Raw genomic sequence first — 22,924 nt, forward strand, 5'->3', positions numbered from 1 at the left:
ACCAGTAGCCTCGAGCCTCATCGAGGCTTGTGGGCACGGATGCTACTCGCCAGTGGCCAAGGGCCGCGACGGGTCGCGGTCCAAGTCGAGGTGGTCGCCCAGGCGGGCGCGGCAGTCCAGCAGCCTCGGCGGCAGGCGACTGTCGAGGGCCTCGGCCAGTTCGGAAGCGGTGATCAAGGAAGGGCTCATGGGCGGTCTCCTTCCAGCAGTTCGATGGGCGCCCGGCGCGCGATCAGGCGCCGGCGGCCGGCATGGCGGAAGCGCACCTCAATCACCGGGTTGTCCGGGTCGCCCTCCACCAGGTCGATCTCGCCCTCACCAAAGACAGCATGGCGCAGGCGCTGCCCCACGTCGAAGGCGCGATAGTCGACGGCACCCTCGGCCACCCCCGACGAGGCCGCCGAGGCAAGTGGCAGCGAGGTGCCGAGCCTCGCCAGATAGCGCTCGACCAGCGCTGGCCGCGACACCGCCAGGGGCGCCTCGGCCCTGGCGGCCGACGCTGACGGCTCCTCCTCAAGCCGCTCGGCCACCCGCTGGCACTCCTCCCAGGCGCTCTCGGCCAGGAAACGGCTCGGCCGGTGGTCGCCGCCGTCGTGGAGCAGCAGTAGCCGCTCCCGGGCCCGGGTGATGGCCACGTAGAAGAGCCGGCGCTCCTCCTCCAAGCGCTGGGCGGTCAAGGGGTTGTCGCGGCTGTAGTGGGGAAAGTCCTGCTCGTTGGCCCCGGCCAGCACCACCAGCGGCCACTCCAGCCCCTTGGCGCCGTGCACCGTGGTGATCAACACGCCCTGTGCATCGCTCTGCACCGGCCGCTGCAGCAGTTCGATGAAGGCCGCCGGGTCGTTGCCGAGCTCGGCGGCCTGCTCCAGCAGCACGTCGAGCAGGCGCACGTCCTCCTCGCCCTTGTCGCGCCGGGCCGCGGCGCGCTTGAGCACCTTCTCGGCCTCCACCGCCTCCACCACGTGCTCGAGCAGGCGCGCGGGCGGCCAGGCCGAGCGCTTGGGCAGCTCACAGAGCAGCGCCCAGCGCTTCTTGAGGGTGCGCTGCTGGTGAGGCTTGAGGCCGGCCAGCAGCGGGTCGTGGCGCTCCGGCCAGCGCTGGGTGTCGGCCAGCACGGCGGCGAGGCGCTCCAGTCGCTCCCGGGCCACGAAGGGGGTCGGCTGGCTCAGCAGCAGCGCCAGGTGGGCGGGATCTGCCAGCAGGGCCGGCTCCCGCGCCAGGCGCAGGTAGCCGGCCAGGGCCTGGACCAGCGGCAGGCGGAAGACGAAGCGATCCTGGCGCGAGAGCCGGAAGGGTATCCCCTCGCGGAGCAGCGCCAGCTGCAGCGGCACCGAGAGCGACCAGCTGCGCACCAGCACGCAGGCCTCGTTGAGCCGACGGCCATCCCCCTGCCAGGCCGCCAGGGTCTCGATCAGGGCGCGGCTGCCCTGAGCCTGGGCCAGGCGGGTCTTCGGGTTGCCCGGTGCGGCCAGGCAGAGCTGGTCGGGGCGGCGCCGATTGGCCTCGATGGCGTGGTTGGCGGCCAGGGCCAGGGCGTGGCCATGGCGAAAGGTGGTGGAGAGCGGGTAGTCGAGCGCGGCACCGAAGGTGGCGGTGAAGCGTTCCAGCATGGTGTCCGGATGGGCGCCCCGCCACTCGTAGATGCACTGGTTGGCGTCGCCCACCGCCATCACCTCGGCGCGATCACCGGCCAGCACCGCCAGCAGGCGCTGCTGGGCGACGTTGATGTCCTGGTACTCATCGATGATCACGTGATCGAGAAAGCCCTGCACGCGACTGCGCAGCCGGTCGTCGGCCTCCAGGGCGCGCAGCGGGCGGTAGAGCAGGTCCGCATAGCCCATCAGGCCATGGTCGTCGAGCAGCGCCTCGGCGTGGTCGAAGGCCGCCACGAAGTGCTCGGTGGCCTCGCCAAAATCGAGCCGCGTGTAGAGCTCCGCCGGCGGAAGCATCTCGGCCTTCACCAGGGCGCAGAAGTGGGCCAGGGCCTCGAGGCGTTCGGCGTCCAGGGCCGCCTCCCCCGCCTCGGGACGGTCGACCAGGGCGCGCTGGGTGGCCTGACGCAGCAGCCGCTCGCCCTGCCAGTCGGCGGTGAGCAGCGTGCGCGGCGACAGCGCCCCCCAGCGGGTCAGGCTGGCGGTGAGGCGGTGGCCCAGGGAGTGGAAGGTGCGCACGTCGGGCAGCGGCTGCCCGGCAGGTGCCATGGCGGCCAGGCGCGCCTGAAAATCCTCGCGGGCCGAGCGGTTGAACATCAGCACCAGGATCCGTTCCGGCGCCACGCCCCGGGCCAGCAGCTGCAGCACCCGGGCCACCATGGTGGTGGTCTTGCCGGAGCCTGCCACCGCCGCCACCCGTGCGTGACCGCCCCCGTGCTCGACGACGGCACGCTGTTCGGGGGTCAGCCTCACGCCGTGTCGCCGCTGTCCAGGCGCCCCAGGGGCTGCCAGACGCCGGCGCTGACCAGGCCCAGCTCCTCGCCGCCGCCTTGCAGCGGGCGGTGCTCGGCGGCCTCCACCAGCCGGTAGTAGACGTTGCGCCCGAGGCGCGCGGCGAGGCCGAAGCGTACCGGCACCTCGGGCACCGTCTCGCCGGCAGGCGTCTCGCTCAGCGACAGGCGATGGTCCTCACCCAGCGCCAGACGGTCGCCGACGTTGGTGGTGAGCCACCAGGTACCCTGTGCATCCGGGTCGGCGTCCACCACCACGAAGGGACGATCCTCCACCCGGATGAACTGCTTCTCGGCCGGGGTCACCAGGGCATGGCGGCCGTCATCCTCGCGGCGCAGGATCGTCGAGAGCAGCCGCACCAGTCGCGGACGTGCGATCGGCGTCCCCTCGTGGAGCCAGCGGCCGTCGGCGACGATCACCAGGTCCATCTCGCCGACCTGCTCGGGATGCCAGCGATCCACCGGCGGGATCTCGCCCTCAGAATCGAGTTGCGCCAGCAGCGGGTCGAGGTTCATGGCGGCTCCAGCCTTGCAATGAATCAGCCCAGCAGGCCCGCGCCGCGCAGCGTCTCGCGCAGCTCGGCGGGCGCCTCGGGGGCCGCGGCCCGGAACAGGCGGTAGAAGTTGGCGGTGGTCTGCATGGCAACCTCCTCCACGCTGATGCCACGCTCGGCGGCGATGCACTCGGCGACCTCCACCACCCAGGCCGGCTCGTTGGGCTTGCCGCGATGGGGCACCGGCGCCAGGTAGGGGCTGTCGGTCTCGATCAGCAGCCGGTCCAGCGGCACCTTGCGCGCCACCTCGCGCAGCGCCTCGGCGTTGCGGAAGGTGACGATGCCGGAGAGCGAGATGTAGAAGCCGTGGCGCACCGCTTCCCGGGCCATGTCGAGATCCTCGGTGAAGCAGTGCAGCACGCCGCCGATGGCCGGATCGGTGTGCTCGCGGAGCATCGCCAGGGTCTCCTCGCGGGCCTCCCGGGTGTGGATGATCACCGGCAGCTCGAGTTCGGTCGCGGCGATCAGCTGACGGCGGAAGCGCTCGCGCTGCACCTCGCGGGAGGGCACCTTGTCCGGCGCCTTCTCCAGATAATGGTAGTCCAGGCCACACTCGCCGATGGCCACGGCGCCGAAGCGCTCGGCGGCCTCCTTGATCGCCTCGAGGCTCGGTTCCTCGGCGACGCTGTGCAGCGGGTGAACCCCGGCGGAGATCACCACGTCGTCATGGGCCCTGGCGATGGCGGCGATACCGGGCAGCTCCTCCAGGGTCACGCCGATGGCCAGGAACTGCTTCACCCCGCGGGCGCGGGCGGCGTCCAGGGTGGCGGCGAGGTCGCCGCCATGAGTCGCGGGGTCGAGGCGATCGAGATGGCAGTGGGAATCGACAAACATGGGGGTCCTTGATTACAGCGTGTAGGTGGGCGCGCCCTTGTCCAGATGGCCGGCCAGCAGGCTCTCGATGCGGTCGCGCACCGACTGGTCACCGGCACTGAAGTGGATGCCGACGCCGGGCATGCGCCGTCCACTGACCCCTTCCGGGGAGACCCACACCACCTGGCCGGTGACCGGGACCCGGTCGCTCTCGCCGGGCAGGGTGAGCAGCAGGTAGATCTCCTGCCCCAGCTCGTAGCGCTCCCGGGTGGGCACGAAGATGCCCCCCCGCTCGAGCATCGGCATGTAGGCCGAGAGAAGCGTCTGGACATCCTGGATATTCAGCGACAGGGCCTTCTGGGCAGCCGTCATGGGCCTCTCCTCGTTCACGAGCGCAGCAGCGCGGACCAGCGCACCAGCCAGGCTTCGAGCACCAGCTGGGGGTTGGGATTGCCGCCCGCGGTCAGCAGGCGACGCTGTTCCCGGGCGTAGTCGAGCAGGCGGAACCAGTCGCGTAGGCGCGCGTTCTTCACCGCCTGGCGGTAGAGCGGTAGCAGATCGGGATTGCGCAGCTCGCTGGATTGCCCCGAGAGCCCCAGCCGGATCAGGTCCTCCAGCCAGGCGATACCGTACCACAGGATCGCCTCCGCCGACTGACGCTCCAGCCGGGCGGCCTCGGCCACCGGCTCGGCGCCGCGAACCAGCGCCTCGAAGGTCTCGACCAGCTGCTGGCGCAGCGCCCGGGAGGCCGGCTCGGCCTGGGCCAGGGCGGCCAGGGGCAGCCCGCCGGCGAGCCCCAGCCAGAAGCGGGCCTCCTGCTCGTCGCCGAGTCGCTCGGCTAGCCAGGGCAGGCAGGCCGCCTCCCCGGGCACCGCCAGGCTCCAGTGCTGACAGCGTGAGCGGATGGTGGGCAGCAGGCGCGAGGGAATGTCGGCGAGCAGCACGAAGAGGGTGCGCTCCCCCGGCTCCTCGAGGCTCTTGAGCAGGGCGTTGGCGGCAGCCAGGTTCATGGCCTCGGCCGGGGCGATGACGATCACCCGGTAGCCGCCCTGCTGTGGGGTCTGGGCCACGAAGGCGTTGACCTCGCGGATGACATCGATGCGGATCTGGCGCTTGCCCTCCTCCGGCTCCACGCGCAGCAGGTCGGGGTGATAGCCCGAGGCCAGCATGCGGCAGCCGTGGCAGCTGCCGCAGGCGCTCTCACCGGGGGAGGCGCACAGGGTGCGCGCGACCAGGGCGTCGGCCAGGGAGCGCTTGCCTACCCCGCGCGGCCCCGAGATCAGCAGCGCATGGGGCAGCCGGCCCGCCTGGGCCAGGCGCGTCAGCTCGGCGAAGCGCGGCGCCAGCCAGGGCAGCGGTTGGCCGACCGAGGACGCTACCGCCATGCCGACACCCGCTGGGCCAGGAGCGCCTCGATCTGCTCCCCGACCACCGCCAGGGGGCGCGAGGCGTCCACCACGGCGATACGCTCGGGGGCGGCGGCGGCGCGGGCCAGGTAGGCCTGGCGCACCGCTGAGAAGAACTCGCCGCGTTCGCGCTCGAAGCGATCCGGCGTCTCGCCGCGCAGGGCCACGCGTTCGCGGGCCGCCTCGATGGGCATGTCCAGCAGTAGGGTCAAGTCGGGGGCGAGGTCCCGCTGCACGAAGCGCTCCAGCTCGGCGATGCGCGCGGGGTCGATGCCCCGCCCGCCGCCCTGGTAGGCGTAGGTGGCATCGGTGAAGCGGTCGCAGACCACCCAGGCGCCGCGCTCGAGCGCGGGGCGAATCACCCGCGCCAGGTGCTGGGCGCGGGCGGCGAAGACCAGCAGCAGCTCGGCATCGACGTCTAGCGGCTCCTCGACGTCGGGGTCGAGAAGCAAGCGGCGGATCGCCTCGGCCCGCGGGGTACCGCCGGGTTCGCGAGTCTGCACCACCTCGAGCCCTCGGGCTTCGAGCCAGGCGACCACCCGGGCCAGGTTGGTGGACTTGCCGACCCCCTCGCCCCCCTCCAGGGTAATGAAGCGCCCCTTCCCTTGATTCCCTTGATCGCCATTCCGCTCGGAATTTTCCCGGCGACACTCCCCGGAGCGCCGGACCGTCGAGGAGGCGCTGTGAATACTTCCCTGTACGCTACCGGCGCCATCCCTGGCGCAGGAGCTTCTCTGCGGACTATCCCCGGCGTTCCTCGCTATCCGGTCGGCGTCTTGGTTGCTCATGCCTGCTCCCGTCAGCGATTGCGGATATACCGGTTCACCGCGTTGTTGTGCTCGCGCAGGGTGCGCGAGAAGTGGTGCGTACCGTCGCCTCGGGAGACGAAGTAGAGGGTCTCGCCGGGCAGCGGATCCACCGCGGCCTCCAGCGACGCCCGGCCCGGCATGGCGATGGGCGTCGGCGGCAGGCCGTCGATCACGTAGGTGTTGTAGGGGGTCGCCTCGCGCAGGTCGGCGCGGGTGATGCGGCCCTCGTAGCGCTCGCCCATGCCGTAAATCACGGTGGGATCGGTCTGCAGGCGCATCCCGGTCTGCATGCGCCGCTTGAAGACACCGGCGATCTCGCGGCGCTCCTCGGGCGCACCGGTCTCACGCTCGATCAAGGAGGCCATGATCAGCGCCTCGTAGGGCGACTCGATGGTGAGGTCGTCGGCGCGCCCCTCCCATACCTCCTCGAGGATCGTCTCCATGCGGGTGAGCGCCTGGCGGAGGATCTCCACGTCGCTCACCCCCTTGTGGTAGCGGTAGGTGTCGGGGAAGAACCAGCCCTCGGGATGGACGCCCTCGCGGTCCAGCAGCGCCATCACCTCCTCGTCGGAGAGGCCGGCGGTGCGGTTCTCCAGCTTGGGGGCGTTGTCCAGCAGCTGGCGCATCTGACGGAAGGTCCAGCCCTCGGGGATGGTCAGCGGGTAGGTGACCACCCGGTCGCTGCCGAGCAGCGCCACCAGCTCGCGCCCGCTCATGCCCGGCTCCAGCATGTACTCGCCGGCACGCAGGCGCGGCACGCTGTCGGGCTCCAGGCGGGTCAGCAGGCGGAAGGCCCAGTCGTCCTCGATCATTCCGCGCTGGGCCAGGTCGGCCACCACCCGGTTGTAGCCGGCGCCGCGGGGCACCTCGTAGAGGGTCGGCTCGCTCACCGCGATGGGCGCCTCGAGCCGGGATTCCCAGTAGCGGTAACCACCGAACAAGGCAGCGGCGGCCAGGATGGCCAGCACCAGCAGGATCTTCAGCACACGCAGCATCGGCGTCCTCGTCGTCTCAGGTCAGGTCGGATCGGGCAGTGGATAGCCCAGCAGGCGATGGGCCTCGGCCTGGAAGCCCCGGTGCAGCGGCGCAAGGGACCAGCGCTGCCGCACGATGCCGTCGGCATCATCGAGGCGAACCACCGGCCAAACCCCCTGCACCGAGTTGCAAAGCCACACCGCCTCGGCCGCGATGAGTGCCTCGGGCCCGGCCTCGACCTCGGCGATGGAAAGGCGCTCCCTCAGGGCCTCGCGCAGGGTGCCCGCCACGCCGCAGCGGTCGAGGCGCGGCGTCTCCAGGCGGCCGTCACGCTGCCAGAAGAGGTTCATGGCGGTCGCCTCCACCAGCCGGCCATCGCTGTCGCAGAGCAGCCCCTCGGCAACTGTTTCGTCGTCCCACTCCGAACGGGCCAGCACATTCTCCAGGCGATTGAGGTGCTTGATCCCCGCCAGCGCCGGCTGGATGCCCAGCCGCAGGCGGCAGTGTCGCACTCGCACGCCCTCCCACCAGTGGCTCTGCGCGGGGGCGAAGGTCGCCAGCTGCCAGCGCAGGCGAGGCTCGGGGGACGCCGGCGGCCGGTAACCGCGGCCACCGCTGCCGCGAGTCAAGATCAGCTTGAGTACCACGAGCCCCGGCCCCGCCTCGGCCAGGGGGGCGGCCAGCTCACGCTCGGCGGGCATCGGAATGCCCAGGGCATGGCAGCCACGCACCAGCCGCGCCAGGTGCTCATCCCACAGCAGCGGACGGCCATCGCGCAGCAGCACGGTCTCGAATAGGCCGTCGCCGTAGGCGGCTCCGCGGTCGTCCAGCGGCCAGCCGCCCTGCCCGTCGCGCATCGGCTTGGCTACTCCCGGGTCAGACCCGGGAGAAGATCAGGGTGCCATTGGTGCCGCCGAAGCCGAAGGAGTTCGACAGCGCCACGTCGATCTTCATCTCCCGGGCAGTGTGCGGCACGTAGTCGAGATTGCAGCCCTCCTGGGGGTTGTCCAGGTTGATGGTAGGCGGCGCCACCTGATCGCGGATGGCCAAGATCGAGAAGATCGCCTCCACGGCGCCGGCGGCCCCCAGCAGGTGGCCGATCATCGACTTGGTGGAGCTCACCGCCACGGACTTCGCCGCCGCGCCCATCACCTTCTCCACAGCGCGACTCTCGGCCAGGTCGCCGGCCGGGGTGGAGGTGCCGTGGGCATTGATGTAGTGGATGGCCGAGGCATCGATGCCGGCATCCCTGACGGCATTGGCCATGGAGAGCGCCGCGCCGCTGCCGTCCTCGGGCGGGGCAGTCATGTGGTAGGCGTCGTCGCTCATGCCGAAGCCAATCAGCTCGGCGTAGATGGTCGCACCGCGCGCCCTGGCGTGCTCGTACTCCTCCAGCACCAGCACTCCGGCGCCATCGGAGAGCACGAAGCCGTCGCGGTCACGGTCCCAAGGGCGGCTGGCCGCCTCGGGCGCCTCGTTGCGGGTCGACAGCGCCCGCGCCGCGGAGAAGCCGCCCAGGCCCAAGGGCGTGGTGGCCATCTCGGCCCCGCCGCAGATCATCACGTCGGCGTCACCGTAGGCGATGGTGCGGGCGCTGTAGCCGATGTTGTGGGTACCGGTGGTGCAGGCAGTGGTGATGGCGATGTTGGGGCCACGGAAGCCGTGCTGGATGGCCAGATTGCCGGAGATCATGTTGATGATGGAGCCGGGCACGAAGAAGGGCGAGATGCGCCGCGGGCCGCTCTTGAGCATGGCGCTGTGGTTGTGCTCGATCATCGGCAGGCCGCCGATGCCGGAGCCGATGGCCACGCCGATGCGCGCGGCGTTCTCCTCGGTACACTCGATCCCGGAATCCTGGATCGCCTGGGCCCCTGCCGCCACCCCGTACTGGATGAAGAGGTCCATCTTGCGGGCCTCCTTGGGGTTCAGGTAGGGACTGATGTCGAAGTCCTTCACCGAGCCGCCGAAGCGGGTGTTGAAGCCGCTGGCATCGAAGTGCTCGATGGGGGCGATACCACTCTTGCCGGCCTTGATGCTGGACCAGCTCTCCTCGACGCTATTCCCCACCGGCGTGACCAGTCCCAGACCGGTCACCACTACCCTTCTACGTGCCATCAGTGTTCCTCCAGACATCCAGTATGACAGGGCTCCCCCGCGAGGAGCCGTCCTTTGCGCGCATTATACCGAGTCTCCCCGCCCTGCGCTGCCCTGACAAGCCTCCTATCCCGCTGCCACGAAAAAGCCGCCTAGCGAGGCGGCTTTTCTCCGGGGAAGCGGTTCCCCGCGTCAGGCGGCATCGACCGCCACCAGGCTTACTGGTGGGCGTTGACGTAGTCGATGGCTTCCTGGACGGTGGTGATCTTCTCGGCTTCTTCGTCCGGGATCTCAGTATCGAACTCTTCCTCGAGCGCCATGACCAGCTCGACGGTATCCAGGGAGTCGGCGCCCAGGTCCTCGGTGAAGGAGGAGCTGTTCTGGATGTCCTCTTCCTTGACGTTCAGGCGCTCGGCCACAACCTTCTTCACGCGCTCTTCGATGGTGCTCATTATGACGTACTCCAGTCGTTCAAATTGGCCGTCCAGATGACCAGCCGTTGGGGTTCCAGATCCGCAGACGGAAGCTGCGGGGTAGTTTATAGACGCCCCGGGGCCGGCGCAACCGCCGTCCCGGAAGGGACTCAACGCATGTTCATCCCACCGTTGACGTGCAGCGTCTCGCCGGTGATGTAGCTCGCCGTGTCGCCGGTAAGGAAGCCCACCGCCGCGGCAATTTCCTCCGGCTGGCCCAGCCGCGCCAGGGGAATCTGGCCCAGCAGCATCTTGTGCTGCTCCTCGGGCAGCGCCTCGGTCATGTCGGTGGCGATGAAGCCCGGGGCCACCGCATTGACGGTGATGGCGCGAGAGGCAACCTCGCGGGCCAGGGCCCGGGTGAAGCCCTCCATGCCCGCCTTGGCGGCAGCATAGTTGGTCTGCCCCAGATTACCCATGGTGGCCACCACCGAGCTGATGTTGACAATGCGACCGAAGCGCGCCCGGGTCATGCCACGCAGGCAGGCCTTGCTGACGCGATAGACCGAGGTCAGGTTGGTGTCGACGACGTCGCTCCACTCCTCTTCCTTCATGCGCATCAGCAGGTTGTCGCGGGTGATCCCGGCATTGTTGACCAGGATGGTCGGCGCTCCGAACTCCTCGGTGACCGCCTTGACCAGGGCCTCGACGCTGGCCGCGTCGGTGACATCGAGCCGGCGCCCGGCGCCCTGGATCCCCTGGGCCTTGAGATCGGCGTCGATCTTCTCGGCGCCGGCATCGCTAGTGGCGGTGCCGATCACAATGCGCCCCTGACGGCCCAGCTCATGGGCGATGGCCCGGCCGATGCCGCGGCTGGCGCCGGTGATCAGGGCAACTCTCGTTTCGGTTGTCATGGTGTTTTCGCCTTCGTCCTGAGGAATGGTTCAGCCGTTGGTCGAGCCGCCGTTGGCGGCGCTGCGGGCCAGCTCCAGGGCCGCCTCAAGGCTGTCCGGGTCGTTGACGGCCAGCCCTTTGCTGCCCCGAGCGATGCGCTTGCCGAGGCCGGTGAGCACCTTGCCGGGGCCGCACTCGATGAACACCTCGGCGCCGCCCTCGACCATGGCCTCGACGCAGGAGGTCCAGCGCACCGGGCGATAGAGCTGCTCGATCAGCCGGGTACGCAGGGTCTCGGTATCGGCGTGGGCCTGGGCATCGACGTTCTGGAAGACGGTATAGCGCGGGGCACGCAGCTCGATGGCGGCCATCGCCTCGGCCAGGCGCTCGGCGGCGGGCTCCATCAGCGCACAGTGGGAGGGCACCGAGACAGGCAGCGCCATGGCACGCTTGGCACCGGCCGCCTGGCAGGCGGCGATGGCGCGCTCCACGGCGGCACTGCTGCCGGCGATCACCACCTGACCGGGGGCATTATAGTTGACCGCGGAGACCACCTCGCCCTGGGCGGCCTCGGCGCAGGCCTGCTCCACCACGCCATCGTCGAGACCGAGGATCGCCGCCATGGCGCCCTGACCCACCGGCACCGCCGCCTGCATCGCCTCGCCGCGCAGGCGCACCAGCTTGACGCCCTCGGCGAAGCTCATCACCCCGGCGCACACCATGGCGCTGTACTCGCCGAGGCTGTGACCGGCCATGGCACCGGGGCGCGGCCCCTCCAGCTCCTGCCAGACCCGCCAGATGGCGACGCTGGCGGTGAGCAGGGCAGGCTGGGTGCAGGCGGTGGCATTGAGGGCGTCTGCCGGCCCCTCCTGCACCACCTGCCAGAGGTCATAGCCCAGCGCGTCGGAGGCCTCCTCGAAGGAGGTACGCACCACGCTGTAGCGTTCCGCCAGCTCCCGCAGCATGCCGATCTGCTGGGAACCCTGCCCGGGGAACACGAGGGCGAGGGATTGAGTCATCTTGGTCACCTTTGCTCTTGTTGGCTGTCATCAGCGCCGGAAATTCCCGGCGTGAGGATGTCGGGATCGCTGGCGACTCGACCGGCCCTGCCGATCGACTCGCCAACGCCCCGCCGTGGGGCCAGGCCCGCCGCCAGGCAGCGCGGCAGGTCATGCCGCACCTCCTGGACCGCCCGCAGCACCGCATAGTGGAAGCCTGCGGCGTCGGCACCGCCATGGCTCTTCACCACGATGCCGCCTAGGCCCAGCAGGCTGGCGCCATTGTAGCGCACCGGATCCAGCTCGCCCTTGAGGCGGCGCAGCGCCGGCCGCGCCAGGGCCCCGACCAGGCGGCTGCTCCAATGGGCCTCGAAGGTCGCCTGGACCCGCTCCACCAGCATGCGCGCCAGCCCCTCGCTCGCCTTGAGCACGGCGTTGCCGACGAAGCCGTCGCACACCACCACGTCCACCTGGCCGGCGAAGATGCCGTCGCCTTCCACGTAGCCACGATAGTCGAGTCCGCCGAGGGCACGCAGCCGCGCATCGGCCTCGCGAACGCTGGCCGTGCCCTTGGTGCCCTCGACGCCGACGTTGAGCAGCGCCACCCGGGGGGCCTCGATCCCGTCCACATGACGAGCCATCAGCTCACCCATCAGGGCAAAGTCCACCAGCCGCTCGGCGGAGGCCTCGACGTTGGCCCCCAGATCGAGCAGATAGCAGCGCCCCTGGCTGCGGGTCGGAATGGCAGTGCTGATCGCCGGACGCGGAATGCCGGCCACGGTGCCCAGCGCCTGGCGCCCCAGCGCCACCAGGGCACCGGTGTTGCCGGCGCTGACCCCCGCCGCGGCGTCGCCGGCCGCTACCGCGGCCAGCATCCTGGCCATGCTGCTGGCCTGGCCATGGCGCAGGGCGTCGGCGGGGCGCTGACCAGGGGCGATTACCTCGGCGGCATCCACGACCTCCAGACGCGAACCAGCCGCGACGAGACGCCGCGGCAGGCAGGAGATCTCTCCCTCCAGCTGTCGACGCGGGCCGAACAGCAGGAGCGAGAGACGGGAGTCCTGGAGGGCCGCACTGGCCGCTCCTCGCACGGTGGCGCGGGGACCGAGGTCACCGCCCATCGCATCGATGGCGATCCGCACGGGGAGTCAGCGGCCAGGCGTCACCGGGAGATGCGTCGTCGCCTCAGGCGTCGACGACCTTGCGACCACGGTAGAAGCCGTCCGGAGAGACGTGGTGGCGCAGGTGAGTGGTACCGGTCTCCTTGTCCTGGGACAGGGCCGGAGCGCTCAGGGCGTCGTGGCTACGACGCATGCCGCGCTTGGAACGGGTCTTGCGGTTCTGTTGAACTGCCATGGGATGTCACTCCAGAGTAAAACGATGATGAATCAGGATTTGCCCTTGAGGTGCCTGAGCACATCGAAGGGGCTCGCTGCGGGCTCCCGGGATGCCAGGGCATCCTCCCCGCTGGTCAGCTGGTCGCGAGAGACCTCACAGTCGGCCTCATCGTGGTAAACCACCTGAGGCAGGCTGAGGATCAGTTCGTCCTCGACCACCGTCAGCAGGTTCAGCTGTTCGTCTTCCACCAGCACCGGCTCATGCGTGCTCGGCAACTCGGCTGCCAGATCGTCGCTGGTGACCATCCCCAGCAGGAAATCGCTCTCCACGCGCTGCGCCAGGGGCGACAGGCAGCGCCGGCACGGCAGCTGCAGGTCGGCCTCCAGGCGGCCATGGATCACTCGGCGTCCCTGGGCGTCGATGCCGAAACCGAGGGTGACGCGAATATCGCCGGTCTGGGCGCCGACCTCTTCGGCCAGGCGTGTAAAATCGACGAGGGCCATCAGGCCCTCGAGTCGCTCGGCGCGGGCTGCAAGCTTGTAGGGCTCGACCCTGATGGGAAGTCGTGTGGTCAACATAGGCGCGCAATGATAGGCACTCCCCCCTCCCCTGTCAAAGCCGCCGTTGAGCGTTCGGCTCATGCTACCCTCGGTTATCCATCCGCCACTGGGAAAGTCCCCATGTCACGACTCGTCCTCGCCTCAGGTTCTCGCTGGCGCCGCCAGCTCCTCGATCGCCTGGAAATCCCCTACGCCTGGCAGAGCCCCGACATCGACGAGACCCCACACCCGGGGGAGGCTCCCGCCACCCTGGTGCACCGGCTGGCGCTGGGCAAGGCCCAAGCCCTGGCCGAGACGTGGCCCGACCACCTGATCATCGGCTCCGACCAGGTGGCCCTGTTCGACGGCGATATTCTCGGCAAGCCAGCCGATGCGGCCGCCGCGAGACGCCAACTGGCGCGCTTCTCCGGGCAGCGGGTGCGTTTCCTGACCGGCCTGGCCCTGCTGGACACGCGCCGTGGGCGCCACTGGGTAACCCATGAGACCTATGACGTGGTGTTTCGCCGGCTCGGCGAGGGCGAGATCGCCCGCTACGTGGAGAAGGAGCTGCCGCTGGAGTGCGCCGGCAGCTTTCGCATGGAGGGGCTGGGGGTCGCCCTGTTCGAGAAGCTCGAGGGCGACGACCCCAACACCCTGATCGGCCTGCCGCTGATCCGCCTCTGCGCCATGCTGCGCGAGGCGGGCCTCGACCCGCTAGGGTAACTGATAGCGCAGCGGCGAATCGGCGCGGGGCACCCCCAGCAGCTCCATGGCGACGCGACCAAACTGCCGGGAGAAACGCTCGAAGGGGTCCAGGCGCGGGGTGTAGTCCCGCACCCTGGGCTCGACCAGCCGCTCCCGGGCCAGGCCGCCCAGGCTGCCGATGCCGTCCACCAGGCCCAGCCCCACGGCCTGCTCGCCGCTCCACACCAGGCCGCTGAACAGTCGCTCGTCCTCGCTCAGGCGATCGCCCCGCCCTTCTCGCACGGCCTCGATGAACTGGCGGTGGGTAGTGGCCAGCACCGACAGCCAGAAATCGCGCTGCTCGGGTGCCAGCGCCGAGAAGGGGTCGAGGAAGGCCTTGTTGTCACCGGCGGCGAAGACACGTCGTTCCACGCCCAGGCGCTCGATCGCCTCCTCGAAGCCGAAGCTGGCCGAGATCACTCCGATGGACCCCACCAGGCTGGCCGGCGCTACCAGGATCTCGTCGGCCGCCGCGGCTATATAGTAGGCGCCGCTGGCCCCCACATCCTCGATCACCGCGATGATCGGCTTGTCGCCCTCGCCGCGCAGCCGCATGATCTCGTCGAAGATGCGCTGAGACTGCACCGGACTGCCGCCGGGGCTGTCGATCTGCAGCACCACCGCCACACTCTCCTCGGCATCCCAGGCGCGATTGAGCCCGGTGATGATGCGCTCGGCACTGGCCGGCGACTCCGAATCGATCACGCCGCGCACCTTGACCACCCCCAGGTGCGGCCCGGACGCGGCACTGCTGCCGGGGGGGCCGGCCACCAGGCTGTAGAGAGTCGCCGAGAGCGAGGCCAGGATCAGCGCCGCGAACAGGAAGCGGAAGAAGAGCTTCCAGCGTCGCGCGCGGCGCTGCTCCGTCAGCATCCCGCCGATCCAGCGATCCATCATCTCCAGCTGCTGGAGGCGCTGGCGCTCGCGCAGGGCCTCGGCGCTCTCGGCCTGCGCCGCGACCGGTTCCGCCAGTGTGCGGCGCGCCTCGCGCTCCTCGCGAGCCTGCTCGGGGCTGCGCTCCTCCCCCTGGGTCCAGGGGTCCTGCGTGGTACCACGCTTCTGATCGTCGTCACTCATGCCTTACCTTCCCTGCAGCCAATCGAAGAGTTCGGGCACCGCCTCGGCGGTGAAGGTCGGCCAGCTGGCCGCCAACCGCGCGGGCGCATGCACCCCCCAAGTCACCGCCACCCGGTCCATGCCGATGGCCCGGGCCATCTCCAGATCATACTCGGTGTCCCCCACCATTACCGCCTCCGCCACGTCCACCTCGAGCTCGTCCAGCAGCTCGTTGAGCATCTGCGGGTGCGGCTTGGAGCGGGTCTCGTCGGCGGTGCGGCTGGCGTGGAACCAGCGACCGCTGCCGCTCTCGCGGAAGACGCGGTCGAGGCCTCGGCGGCTCTTGCCCGTGGCCACCGCCAGACGCTGCCCGCCACGGCCGTACAGGTCGGCAAGCCCCGCCTCCACCTCGGGGAAGAAGCGCATCGGGGTGTCGTTGCCCTCGACGAAGTGCCAGGCGTAGCGGCTGCGCAGCAGCTCGGCGCGGTCGGGGTCGATCCCCGGACAGAGGGTGGCGATCGCCTCGGGCAGACCCAGGCCGATGATGTCACGCACCGCGGCGGGCTCCAGATGGCCCCAGCCCGCGTCCCGGGCCGCCGCCTGCATGCAGTCGACGATGCGGGCCACGGAGTCCATCAGGGTCCCGTCCCAATCGAAGATCACCAGTCGATAGCGCATCGTCACTCCTCAGCCGGCCTGGCGGGCGCGGGCGAGCGCCGCCTGGAGGTCGTCGGGCAGCGGCGCCTTGATCTGCACCGGGCGGCCGCTGGTGGGCTCGGGGAAGCTCAGCGATTCGGCGTGCAGGAAGAGCCGCGTCACGCCGAGGGACTCGCTGAGCCGCTGGCTGTCGCGACTGGCATACTTGTCGTCGCCCAGCAGCGGATGGCCGGCATGGGCGGCATGCACGCGGATCTGATGGGTCCGCCCGGTGACCGGCTCGGCCTCCAGCAGCGTCACCCTCGGCAAGGCCTCACGCACCGCGAAGAGCGTGCGGGAGACCTTGCCGGCCGGATCGACCCGCACCCGACGCTCGCCGTTGGCCAGGGTGTAGCGGTCCAGCCGTGCCGCCACGTAGTCTCGCCGCGCCGGCCAGCGACCGGCCACCAGGGCCAGGTAGCGCTTGCCCATCTGCTGCTGCTTGAGGGCCTCGTTCAGCACCAGCAGCGCCGGACGCGACTTGGCCAGCAGCAGGCAGCCGGAGGTGTCGCGATCCAGCCGGTGCACCAGCTCCAGGAAGTCCAGGTCATCGCGCACCTGGCGCAGCGCCTCGATCAGGCCGATCTTGACCCCGCTGCCGCCGTGTACGGCGAGCCCCGCCGGCTTGTTGATCACCAGCCAGTCGCGCCCCTCGACCAGCACGCTGCCGGCCAGCAGGTTGCGCAGGTTGTCACTCACCTCCCGCACCGCCTCGCGGGGAGAGAGCTTGAGTGGCGGGATGCGCACCAGATCACCGACCACGAGGCGGGTGTCCGGCTTGACGCGCTTCTTGTTCACCCGCACCTCGCCCTTGCGCACGATGCGGTAGATGAGCGCCCGCGGCGCTCCCTTGATCCGGGTCATCAGGAAATTGTCGACCCGCTGGCCATCCTGACCTTCCGTCACCTCGACCCACTGTACGTCGCGCCCTTCGGCCATGCCGAGACTCCACTGCCGGAAACTGCCAAAAGGCGCATTCTATCGCAGTGGGCTTCCCGGCGCGCCAATTGCTGGCGCGGCCCGGTTGCTGTTATATTGCCAATTCGCTCCAATGGACCAAACCCGGCCCTCTGGCGCCTGCCCGACAGACACGCAGGCCGGAGCGAAAAGATCAGGCCGCGACGACGTCGATACGTCCCGCCGCCCGCAGCAACGGAAACACAGCGATAGATACAGCGCCACGCCCGGATCCCCCGATGTTTCCCCCGTCATGGAACCTCGGCAGGCCACGGGACACGTTCAACAGCGTGCCGGAGACCGGCGGCGGCGAATCGATGAATGCCAGGTGTTGGCGGTGACCGCAGGGCCGGATGGGTGACCCCCACCGAGACATGTCCTGCCTCCGCCCCGTACTCAACAACTCGTGCCGTGACGCGTCGTCATCGAACCGCCATGGCCGTAGATACGCGTATTCCTGCGATACGCTGAGCACAGGCACGCAGCACACAGAGGTTCGCCACGTCGTTCTCGCCGGCACTCCATAGTGCGAGACAACATGAAACGGATGCTCATCAATGCGACCCAGCCCGAAGAGCTGCGGGTCGCGCTGGTCGATGGACAACGCCTCTACGACCTGGACATCGAATCCGGTGCCCGGGAACAGAAGAAAGCCAATATCTACCGCGGCAAGATCACCCGCATCGAGCCCTCCCTGGAAGCCGCCTTCGTCGATTTCGGCGCCGATCGCCACGGCTTCCTGCCCCTCAAAGAGATCTCCCGGGAGTACTTCGTCAAGGAGCCCGACGGCCGCCCCAGCATCAAGGAGGTGCTGAAGGAGGGCCAGGAGGTCATCGTCCAGGTCGACAAGGAGGAGCGCGGCAACAAGGGTGCGGCCCTGACCACCTTCATCTCCCTGGCCGGACGCTTCCTGGTCCTGATGCCCAACAACCCCAAGGCCGGCGGCATCTCGCGGCGCATCGAGGGTGAGGAGCGCAGCCAGCTCAAGGAGGCGATGAACCAACTCAGCGTGCCTGACGGCATGGGCCTGATCGTGCGCACCGCGGGCATCGGCCGCAGCCCCGAGGAGCTGCAGTGGGACCTCGACTACCTGGTGCAGGTGTGGGAGTCGATCACCAGCGAGGCCAGCAAGCGCCCCGCCCCCTTCCTGATCTACCGCGAGTCCAACGTCATCATCCGCGCCATGCGCGACTACCTGCGCCAGGACATCGGCGAGGTGCTGATCGACAGCCCCGAGGTGCATGAGCAGGCGCTGGCCTTCATCCGCCAAGTGATGCCCTCCTACCAGCAGAAGATCAAGCTCTACACCGACGAGGTGCCGCTCTTCTCGCGCTTCCAGATCGAGTCGCAGATCGAGACCGCCTACGAGCGTGAGGTGAAACTGCCCTCCGGCGGCTCCATCGTCATCGATCACACCGAGGCGCTGGTCTCCATCGACATCAACTCGGCGCGCGCCACCCGTGGCAGCGATATCGAGGAGACCGCCCTGCAGACCAACCTGGAGGCGGCCGACGAGATCGCTCGCCAGCTGCGTCTGCGCGATATCGGCGGCCTGGTGGTGATCGACTTCATCGACATGAGCCCGGCACGCAACCAGCGCGAGGTCGAGAACCGCATGCGGGATGCGCTGAAGCTCGACCGCGCCAGGGTGCAGATCGGCCGCATCTCGCGCTTCGGCCTGATGGAAATGTCCCGCCAGCGCCTGCGCCCGTCGCTGGGCGAGACCAGCGGCGTGGTCTGCCCACGCTGCGACGGCCAGGGCACCATCCGCGACGTGCGCTCCCTGTCGCTCTCCATCATGCGCCTGATCGAGGAAGAGGCCATGAAGGAGCGCAGCGCCCAGATCCGCGCCATCCTCCCGGTACCGGTCGCCACCTACCTGCTCAACGAGAAGCGCAACGTGCTGGCCGACATCGAGCGTCGCCAGGGCGTGCGGGTGGTACTGCTGCCCAGCCCGGACATGGATACGCCCCACTACGATGTCCAGCGACTGCGCGACGACCACGTGGACGAGGAGGGCTCTGCCTCCCTCTCCAGCTTCGAGCTCTCCACCGACACCGAGGTCGGCCGCGAGCCGGAACCCTCCTTCGGCAAGCCGGTGCAGCGCGCCGAGGCCGCGGTGAAGACGGTCATTCACCACGAGCCTGCCCCCGCCTCCCTGCAGCAGGAAGAGGCCCCGACACCCAAGGCCCCCGCCAAGGCCCCTGCCCCGGCAGCCAGGGCGCCGGCCCGCCCGCCCGCGGTGCAGCAGCCGGTCGCCGAGTCCCAGACCGGCGTGCTGGGCCGCCTGGTCAAGGGCCTGGCCAAGCTGCTCGGCGGCGACGAAGCGCCTGCCGACAGCGGCAAGGCCCCCGCCGCCCGCGGCGAGGAGTCACACACAGACCAGGGCGCCCGCAAGCCCGCTCAGCGCGACGACGAGCGCAGCGGTCGCCATCAGCGTCAGCGTCGCCCGCGCAGCGAGGAGCGCCGCAGCGCGCCGCGTCAAGAGAGCGAGCGCAGCGACGGCAGGGCCGACTCCGCCGACAACCGCGGTGGCCGCGGCGGTCGTGGGCGCGGCCGCCAGGACGACGCCCGTCAGGCTCGCCAGCCGGAGGCACCCAAGCGCGATGACAGGCCGCGGGACGAGAAGCCCCGCGACGACGCGCGTCGTCCCCGCGGCGGCGACCGGCGTGACGAGCGGCCCGCCGAGAAGCCGGTAGAGGCGAAAAGCAACGCGCCCAAAGCCGAGGCGCCGGTAGACGACGGCAAGCCCAAGCGCACCCGCAACAACCCGCGCAACCGCAGCCGCCAGCACGCCATCAGCCCGAGGGCACTAGAGGAGCAGCAGCGCCTCCAAGCCCAGGCGGCCGAGGCCCAGCCGGAAACAGCAGCAGAGGCGCCCAAGCCCGCCGAGCCGAAGGCCGAGGCACCCAAGCCCGACGCGCCGAAGGCCGAGACGCCCAAGCCGATCGAGCCCAAGGCCGAGACGCCAAAAGCCGCCGAGCCCAAGGTCGAAGCACCCAAGCCCGACGCGCCGAAGGTCGATACGCCGAAAGCCGCCGAGCCCAAGGCCGAAGCACCCAAGCCCGACGCGCCGAAGGTCGAAGCACCGAAAGCCGCCGAGGCGAAGGTCGATACGCCGAAAGCCACCGAGCCCAAAGCCGAAGCACCCAAGCCCGACGCGCCGAAGGCCGAGGCACCGAAAGCCGCCGAGGCGAAGGCCGAAGCACCCAAGCCCGACGCGCCTAAAGCCGCCGAGCCCAAGGTCGAAGCACCGAAAGCCGCCGAGGCGAAGGTCGATACGCCGAAAGCCGCCGAGCCCAAGGCCGAAGCACCCAAGCCTGCCGAGGCACCGAAAGCCGCCGAGCCGAAGGCCGAAGCACCGAAAGCCGCCGAGCCCAAGCCCGAAGCACCCAAGCCCGACGCGCCGAAGGCCGAAGCACCCAAGCCCGACGCGCCGAAGGCCGATGCCAAGGCCGAGGAGACGCCGGAGGAGCGCCGCGCCAACCGCCGTCGCCGCCGCGCCCACAACGACCCGCGCGAGGTCCGCCGTCGCGAGCTCGAGGCCAAGGCCCAGGAGGGTCCTCAGCGCTAGTAAATAGAGGCAAGCAGGGCTGAGGCCCCGCTTGACCCTCTTTGAGACGACAGCGCCCGCAGCCATGGCTGCGGGCGCTGTCGTTATGGCGTGGCCGTCGAATCAGGCCATCAGCACTCGCCGGCCAGCCGGGGCTCCCGCTCCAGGGTCACGCCGAAGCGCTCGTGCACGCGGCTCGCCACCCGCTCGGCGAAGCCAAGCAGCTCCGCCGCACTGCCGCCACCGAAGTGGACCAGCACCAGCGCCTGGCGCTCATGCACACCGAAGTGCCCGTCGCGCAGGCCCTTGAGGCCGCAGCGGTCGATCAGCCAGCCGGCGGCCAGCTTGACCCGCCCGTCGGGCTGGGAGAAGTGGGGCATCTCGGAGTGCTCGGCCAGCAGTCGCTCGGCCAGCGCCTGCGGTACCACCGGGTTCTTGAAGAAGCTGCCGGCGTTGCCGAGCACCGCGGGGTCGGGCAGCTTCTCGCGGCGAATGGCACACACCGCCTCGGCCACTGACAGCGGCGTCGGGGCCTTCCCCACCCGGCTGGCCAGATCGCCATAGCCCAGACGCGCCCGCGCAGTGCGCGAAAGGCGCAGCACGAGCCGGGTGATCACCACCCGCCCCGCGAGACGCCCCTTGAAGATGCTGTCGCGGTAGCCGAAGGCGCACTCCTGCGGCGTCATCCAGCGCTCGCGGCCATCCGCCAGATCCACCACCTGCAGCGCCTCCAGCACCTCGCAGAGCTCGACCCCATAGGCGCCGATATTCTGGATCGGCGCCGCCCCGCAGTGGCCGGGAATCAGCGCCAGGTTCTCGGTGCCCCACAGGCCGAGGCGCGCCAGGGCCATCACCAGCTCGTGCCAGATCACCCCCGCCTCGGCGTGGACCCGCACCTCGCCCTCCTCGCCTTCCTCAACCTCCTCGAGCCACCAGGCCGCCATGGCCGGCCGGATGACCAGCCCAGGCAGGCGCTCGGGCAGGATCAGGTTGCTGCCGCCGCCGAGCAGGGTCAGCGGCCAATCCCGGGCGCGCGCCTCCGCCAGGGCCATCTGCAGCTCGGCCAGGCTCGCGGGCGCAACGAAATGCTCCGCCATGCAGGGCAGGCCCAGGGTGTTCGACGCGGCCAGATCATGCGCAGGATAAGCCAGCGGACTCAAGGGCGGCGCTCCAGCCGCGCCTCGATCTCGGCCAGCAGGCCGCGCCCCCCCTGCTCCACCAGGTCGAGCACCTCCTCGAAGCCCTGCTCACCGCCGTAGTAGGGGTCGGGCACCGCGCGATCCGGCATACCGGCGAAGGCGAGAAAGAGCCCGAGATGGGCGTCGAGGGTCGCAGGGGCTCGGGCCCGCATGGCCGCCAGGTTGTCATGGTCCATAGCCAGCAGGTAGTCGAAGGTGTCGAAGTCCTCATCATGCAGCTGGCGGGCACGCAGCATCGAGAGATCGATGCCGCGGCGGGCGGCCGCCTCGCGAGTGCGCGGATCCGGCGCCTTACCGACGTGCCAGCCCGCGATGCCGCAGGAGTCGACCTCGACCCGGTGAGCCAGGCCGCGCTCATCGAGCAGGCGACGGAACACCCCCTCGGCGGTGGGTGAGCGGCAGATATTGCCCAGGCAGACGAAGAGTACCCGCATCACTCCCCTCCCCCGCGTTCGGCGGTGTCCAGCAGGGCCCTCACCCGGGCCAGGTCCTCGGCGGTATCGACCCCGGCGGGGTGCGGCTCCCGGGCCAGGGCCACCTGAATCGCGTGGCCGTGATGGAGCGCGCGCAGCTGCTCAAGCTGCTCGAGCCGTTCCAGAGGCGACGGCACCCAGTTGCGATACTCGGCCAGGAAGCCGGCGCGATAGGCGTAGAGACCGATGTGGCGCAGCCAGGCGTCGGTCTCGAGCAGCTCGGGGCGGGCGGCGAAGGCGTCACGGTCCCAGGCCTCTCTATCCCAGGGCAGGGGCGCCCGGGAGAAGTAGAGCGCCCGCCCGGAGAGGGCGCGCACCACCTTCACCACGTTGGGATTGAAGAGGCTCTCCACGTCGCTGATCGGCTCGGCGAGGGTGGCGATGGAGGCCTCCGGGTCGTCGAAGAGCCGGTCGGCCACCTGGTCGATCAGCGTCGCCGGGATCAGCGGCTCGTCGCCCTGGACATTGACCAGCACGGCGTCATCGGCCAGGCCCAGCCGCTCGGCCACCTCGGCCAGGCGGTCGGTGCCGGAGGGATGGTCGGCGCGAGTCATCACCACCTCGGCGCCCTCGGCCGACATCGCCTGCTCGATGCGGCCATCGTCGGTGGCCACCACCACCCGGACGGCCCGACTCTCGCAGGCGCGCTGCCAGACGTGGGCCACCATGGGCCGGCCGGCGATCTGGGCCAGGGGCTTGCCGGGCAGGCGCGAGGAGGCGAAGCGCGCCGGAATGACGGCGATGAAGTCGCGCTCGGCCATCACGCCTCCCCCGTGCGTCCGGGGGAGGCGCGAAGCTTCTCGTCGGCGGAGAGCCGGCGCGCCTCCTCGGGCAGCATCACCGGGATGCCGTCGCGCACCGGATAGACCAGGCCATCATAGAGACAGTGCAGCTCCTCGGCCTCGCGCTGGTACTTCAGCTTGCCCTTGCACAGCGGGCAGACCAGCATGGCCAGCAGTTCCTTGTCCATCAT

The 22,924-nt window shown here is 70.1% G+C and carries 25 protein-coding genes; 2 read left to right on the plus strand and 23 right to left on the minus strand.

Going from position 1 to position 22,924, the window contains the following annotated elements:
* Positions 1 to 42: 42 nt before the first annotated feature.
* The 16 genes from DER72_RS00305 to DER72_RS00380 form a co-directional block, all read right to left on the minus strand.
* Entirely contained in the window at positions 43 to 189 is a 147-nt protein-coding gene (locus tag DER72_RS00305) for a hypothetical protein (protein WP_181395574.1), read from the minus strand.
* On the minus strand, positions 186 to 2,402 hold the full coding sequence (locus tag DER72_RS00310; RefSeq protein WP_110068019.1) for an ATP-dependent helicase: 2,217 nt from the start codon (positions 2,400 to 2,402) through the stop codon (positions 186 to 188). Before DER72_RS00310 ends, DER72_RS00305 begins: the two co-directional genes overlap by 4 nt.
* Positions 2,399 to 2,956: a DUF1285 domain-containing protein gene (locus DER72_RS00315; RefSeq protein WP_110068020.1), complete on the minus strand. Its 558-nt coding sequence runs from the start codon at positions 2,954 to 2,956 to the stop codon at positions 2,399 to 2,401. The genes DER72_RS00310 and DER72_RS00315 overlap by 4 nt, the downstream gene beginning before the upstream one ends.
* Positions 2,957 to 2,979: 23 nt before the next feature.
* Positions 2,980 to 3,828 (minus strand): TatD family hydrolase, encoded by an 849-nt coding sequence (locus DER72_RS00320; RefSeq protein WP_110068021.1) that lies wholly within the window; start codon positions 3,826 to 3,828, stop codon positions 2,980 to 2,982.
* Between the two features lie 12 nt (positions 3,829 to 3,840).
* Positions 3,841 to 4,179: a PilZ domain-containing protein gene (locus DER72_RS00325; protein ID WP_110068022.1), complete on the minus strand. Its 339-nt coding sequence runs from the start codon at positions 4,177 to 4,179 to the stop codon at positions 3,841 to 3,843.
* 14 nt (positions 4,180 to 4,193) lie between these two features.
* On the minus strand, positions 4,194 to 5,192 hold the full coding sequence (locus DER72_RS00330) for a DNA polymerase III subunit delta' (RefSeq protein ID WP_110068023.1): 999 nt from the start codon (positions 5,190 to 5,192) through the stop codon (positions 4,194 to 4,196).
* Positions 5,183 to 5,803, minus strand: coding sequence for a dTMP kinase (gene tmk / locus DER72_RS00335; protein ID WP_258306148.1), 621 nt, complete (start codon positions 5,801 to 5,803; stop codon positions 5,183 to 5,185). Before tmk ends, DER72_RS00330 begins: the two co-directional genes overlap by 10 nt.
* A 209-nt stretch (positions 5,804 to 6,012) precedes the next feature.
* On the minus strand, positions 6,013 to 7,017 hold the full coding sequence (mltG, locus tag DER72_RS00340; protein ID WP_110068025.1) for an endolytic transglycosylase MltG: 1,005 nt from the start codon (positions 7,015 to 7,017) through the stop codon (positions 6,013 to 6,015).
* A gap of 21 nt (positions 7,018 to 7,038) precedes the next feature.
* Entirely contained in the window at positions 7,039 to 7,854 is an 816-nt protein-coding gene (gene pabC / locus DER72_RS00345; RefSeq protein ID WP_110068026.1) for an aminodeoxychorismate lyase, read from the minus strand.
* 19 nt (positions 7,855 to 7,873) lie between these two features.
* Positions 7,874 to 9,112 (minus strand): beta-ketoacyl-ACP synthase II, encoded by a 1,239-nt coding sequence (gene fabF / locus DER72_RS00350; protein WP_110068027.1) that lies wholly within the window; start codon positions 9,110 to 9,112, stop codon positions 7,874 to 7,876.
* Positions 9,113 to 9,309: 197 nt separating this feature from the next.
* The gene (gene acpP, locus DER72_RS00355) at positions 9,310 to 9,543 is read right to left on the minus strand and encodes an acyl carrier protein (RefSeq protein WP_008956801.1); all 234 of its coding nucleotides are present in this window, start codon (positions 9,541 to 9,543) and stop codon (positions 9,310 to 9,312) included.
* Between the two features lie 131 nt (positions 9,544 to 9,674).
* Positions 9,675 to 10,418 carry a 3-oxoacyl-ACP reductase FabG gene (fabG, locus tag DER72_RS00360; RefSeq protein ID WP_110068028.1) on the minus strand — a complete coding sequence of 248 codons (744 nt, stop codon included), beginning with the start codon at positions 10,416 to 10,418 and terminating at the stop codon, positions 9,675 to 9,677.
* Positions 10,419 to 10,448: 30 nt separating this feature from the next.
* Positions 10,449 to 11,417 carry an ACP S-malonyltransferase gene (gene fabD / locus DER72_RS00365; RefSeq protein WP_110068354.1) on the minus strand — a complete coding sequence of 323 codons (969 nt, stop codon included), beginning with the start codon at positions 11,415 to 11,417 and terminating at the stop codon, positions 10,449 to 10,451.
* A 5-nt stretch (positions 11,418 to 11,422) separates the two neighbouring features.
* Complete coding sequence (gene plsX, locus DER72_RS00370) at positions 11,423 to 12,538, minus strand: phosphate acyltransferase PlsX (RefSeq protein ID WP_110068029.1); 1,116 nt, start codon at positions 12,536 to 12,538, stop codon at positions 11,423 to 11,425.
* Positions 12,539 to 12,581: 43 nt separating this feature from the next.
* Positions 12,582 to 12,752, minus strand: coding sequence for a 50S ribosomal protein L32 (gene rpmF, locus DER72_RS00375; RefSeq protein ID WP_023005526.1), 171 nt, complete (start codon positions 12,750 to 12,752; stop codon positions 12,582 to 12,584).
* Positions 12,753 to 12,784: 32 nt separating this feature from the next.
* Complete coding sequence (locus DER72_RS00380; protein ID WP_110068030.1) at positions 12,785 to 13,312, minus strand: YceD family protein; 528 nt, start codon at positions 13,310 to 13,312, stop codon at positions 12,785 to 12,787.
* 102 nt (positions 13,313 to 13,414) lie between these two features.
* Here DER72_RS00380 and DER72_RS00385 point away from each other — a divergent pair, with 102 nt between their 5' ends.
* Positions 13,415 to 13,996 carry a nucleoside triphosphate pyrophosphatase gene (locus DER72_RS00385; protein WP_110068031.1) on the plus strand — a complete coding sequence of 194 codons (582 nt, stop codon included), beginning with the start codon at positions 13,415 to 13,417 and terminating at the stop codon, positions 13,994 to 13,996.
* Here DER72_RS00385 and DER72_RS00390 read toward each other — a convergent pair.
* Genes DER72_RS00390 through DER72_RS00400 form a run of 3 tightly spaced genes read right to left on the minus strand, consistent with a single transcriptional unit; the run spans position 13,988 to position 16,708 of the window.
* Positions 13,988 to 15,094: a S49 family peptidase gene (locus DER72_RS00390; protein ID WP_110068032.1), complete on the minus strand. Its 1,107-nt coding sequence runs from the start codon at positions 15,092 to 15,094 to the stop codon at positions 13,988 to 13,990. The two genes, DER72_RS00385 and DER72_RS00390, sit on opposite strands and share 9 nt — an antisense overlap.
* A gap of 3 nt (positions 15,095 to 15,097) precedes the next feature.
* The gene (locus tag DER72_RS00395) at positions 15,098 to 15,751 is read right to left on the minus strand and encodes an HAD-IA family hydrolase (protein ID WP_110068033.1); all 654 of its coding nucleotides are present in this window, start codon (positions 15,749 to 15,751) and stop codon (positions 15,098 to 15,100) included.
* 9 nt (positions 15,752 to 15,760) lie between these two features.
* Positions 15,761 to 16,708, minus strand: coding sequence for an RluA family pseudouridine synthase (locus tag DER72_RS00400; protein WP_110068034.1), 948 nt, complete (start codon positions 16,706 to 16,708; stop codon positions 15,761 to 15,763).
* 556 nt (positions 16,709 to 17,264) lie between these two features.
* Between DER72_RS00400 and rne the strand changes: the two genes are divergently transcribed.
* Positions 17,265 to 20,300, plus strand: coding sequence for a ribonuclease E (gene rne / locus DER72_RS00405; protein WP_110068035.1), 3,036 nt, complete (start codon positions 17,265 to 17,267; stop codon positions 20,298 to 20,300).
* Positions 20,301 to 20,410: 110 nt separating this feature from the next.
* Here the strand turns inward: rne and murB are convergent, their stop codons facing one another.
* From murB to DER72_RS00425, 4 genes are read right to left on the minus strand one after another with little or no spacing between them, the layout of a single operon-like run.
* On the minus strand, positions 20,411 to 21,439 hold the full coding sequence (murB, locus tag DER72_RS00410; RefSeq protein ID WP_375153248.1) for a UDP-N-acetylmuramate dehydrogenase: 1,029 nt from the start codon (positions 21,437 to 21,439) through the stop codon (positions 20,411 to 20,413).
* Positions 21,436 to 21,912 carry a low molecular weight protein-tyrosine-phosphatase gene (locus DER72_RS00415; RefSeq protein WP_110068036.1) on the minus strand — a complete coding sequence of 159 codons (477 nt, stop codon included), beginning with the start codon at positions 21,910 to 21,912 and terminating at the stop codon, positions 21,436 to 21,438. The genes murB and DER72_RS00415 overlap by 4 nt, the downstream gene beginning before the upstream one ends.
* Positions 21,912 to 22,712 (minus strand): 3-deoxy-manno-octulosonate cytidylyltransferase, encoded by an 801-nt coding sequence (gene kdsB, locus DER72_RS00420; RefSeq protein WP_110068037.1) that lies wholly within the window; start codon positions 22,710 to 22,712, stop codon positions 21,912 to 21,914. Before kdsB ends, DER72_RS00415 begins: the two co-directional genes overlap by 1 nt.
* Positions 22,712 to 22,921 (minus strand): Trm112 family protein, encoded by a 210-nt coding sequence (locus DER72_RS00425; RefSeq protein WP_110068356.1) that lies wholly within the window; start codon positions 22,919 to 22,921, stop codon positions 22,712 to 22,714. Before DER72_RS00425 ends, kdsB begins: the two co-directional genes overlap by 1 nt.
* Positions 22,922 to 22,924 lie beyond the last annotated feature (3 nt).

It is taken from the genome of Halomonas sp. A11-A (genome assembly GCF_003182195.1).
Taxonomy (GTDB): Bacteria; Pseudomonadota; Gammaproteobacteria; order Pseudomonadales; family Halomonadaceae; genus Halomonas; species Halomonas alkalicola.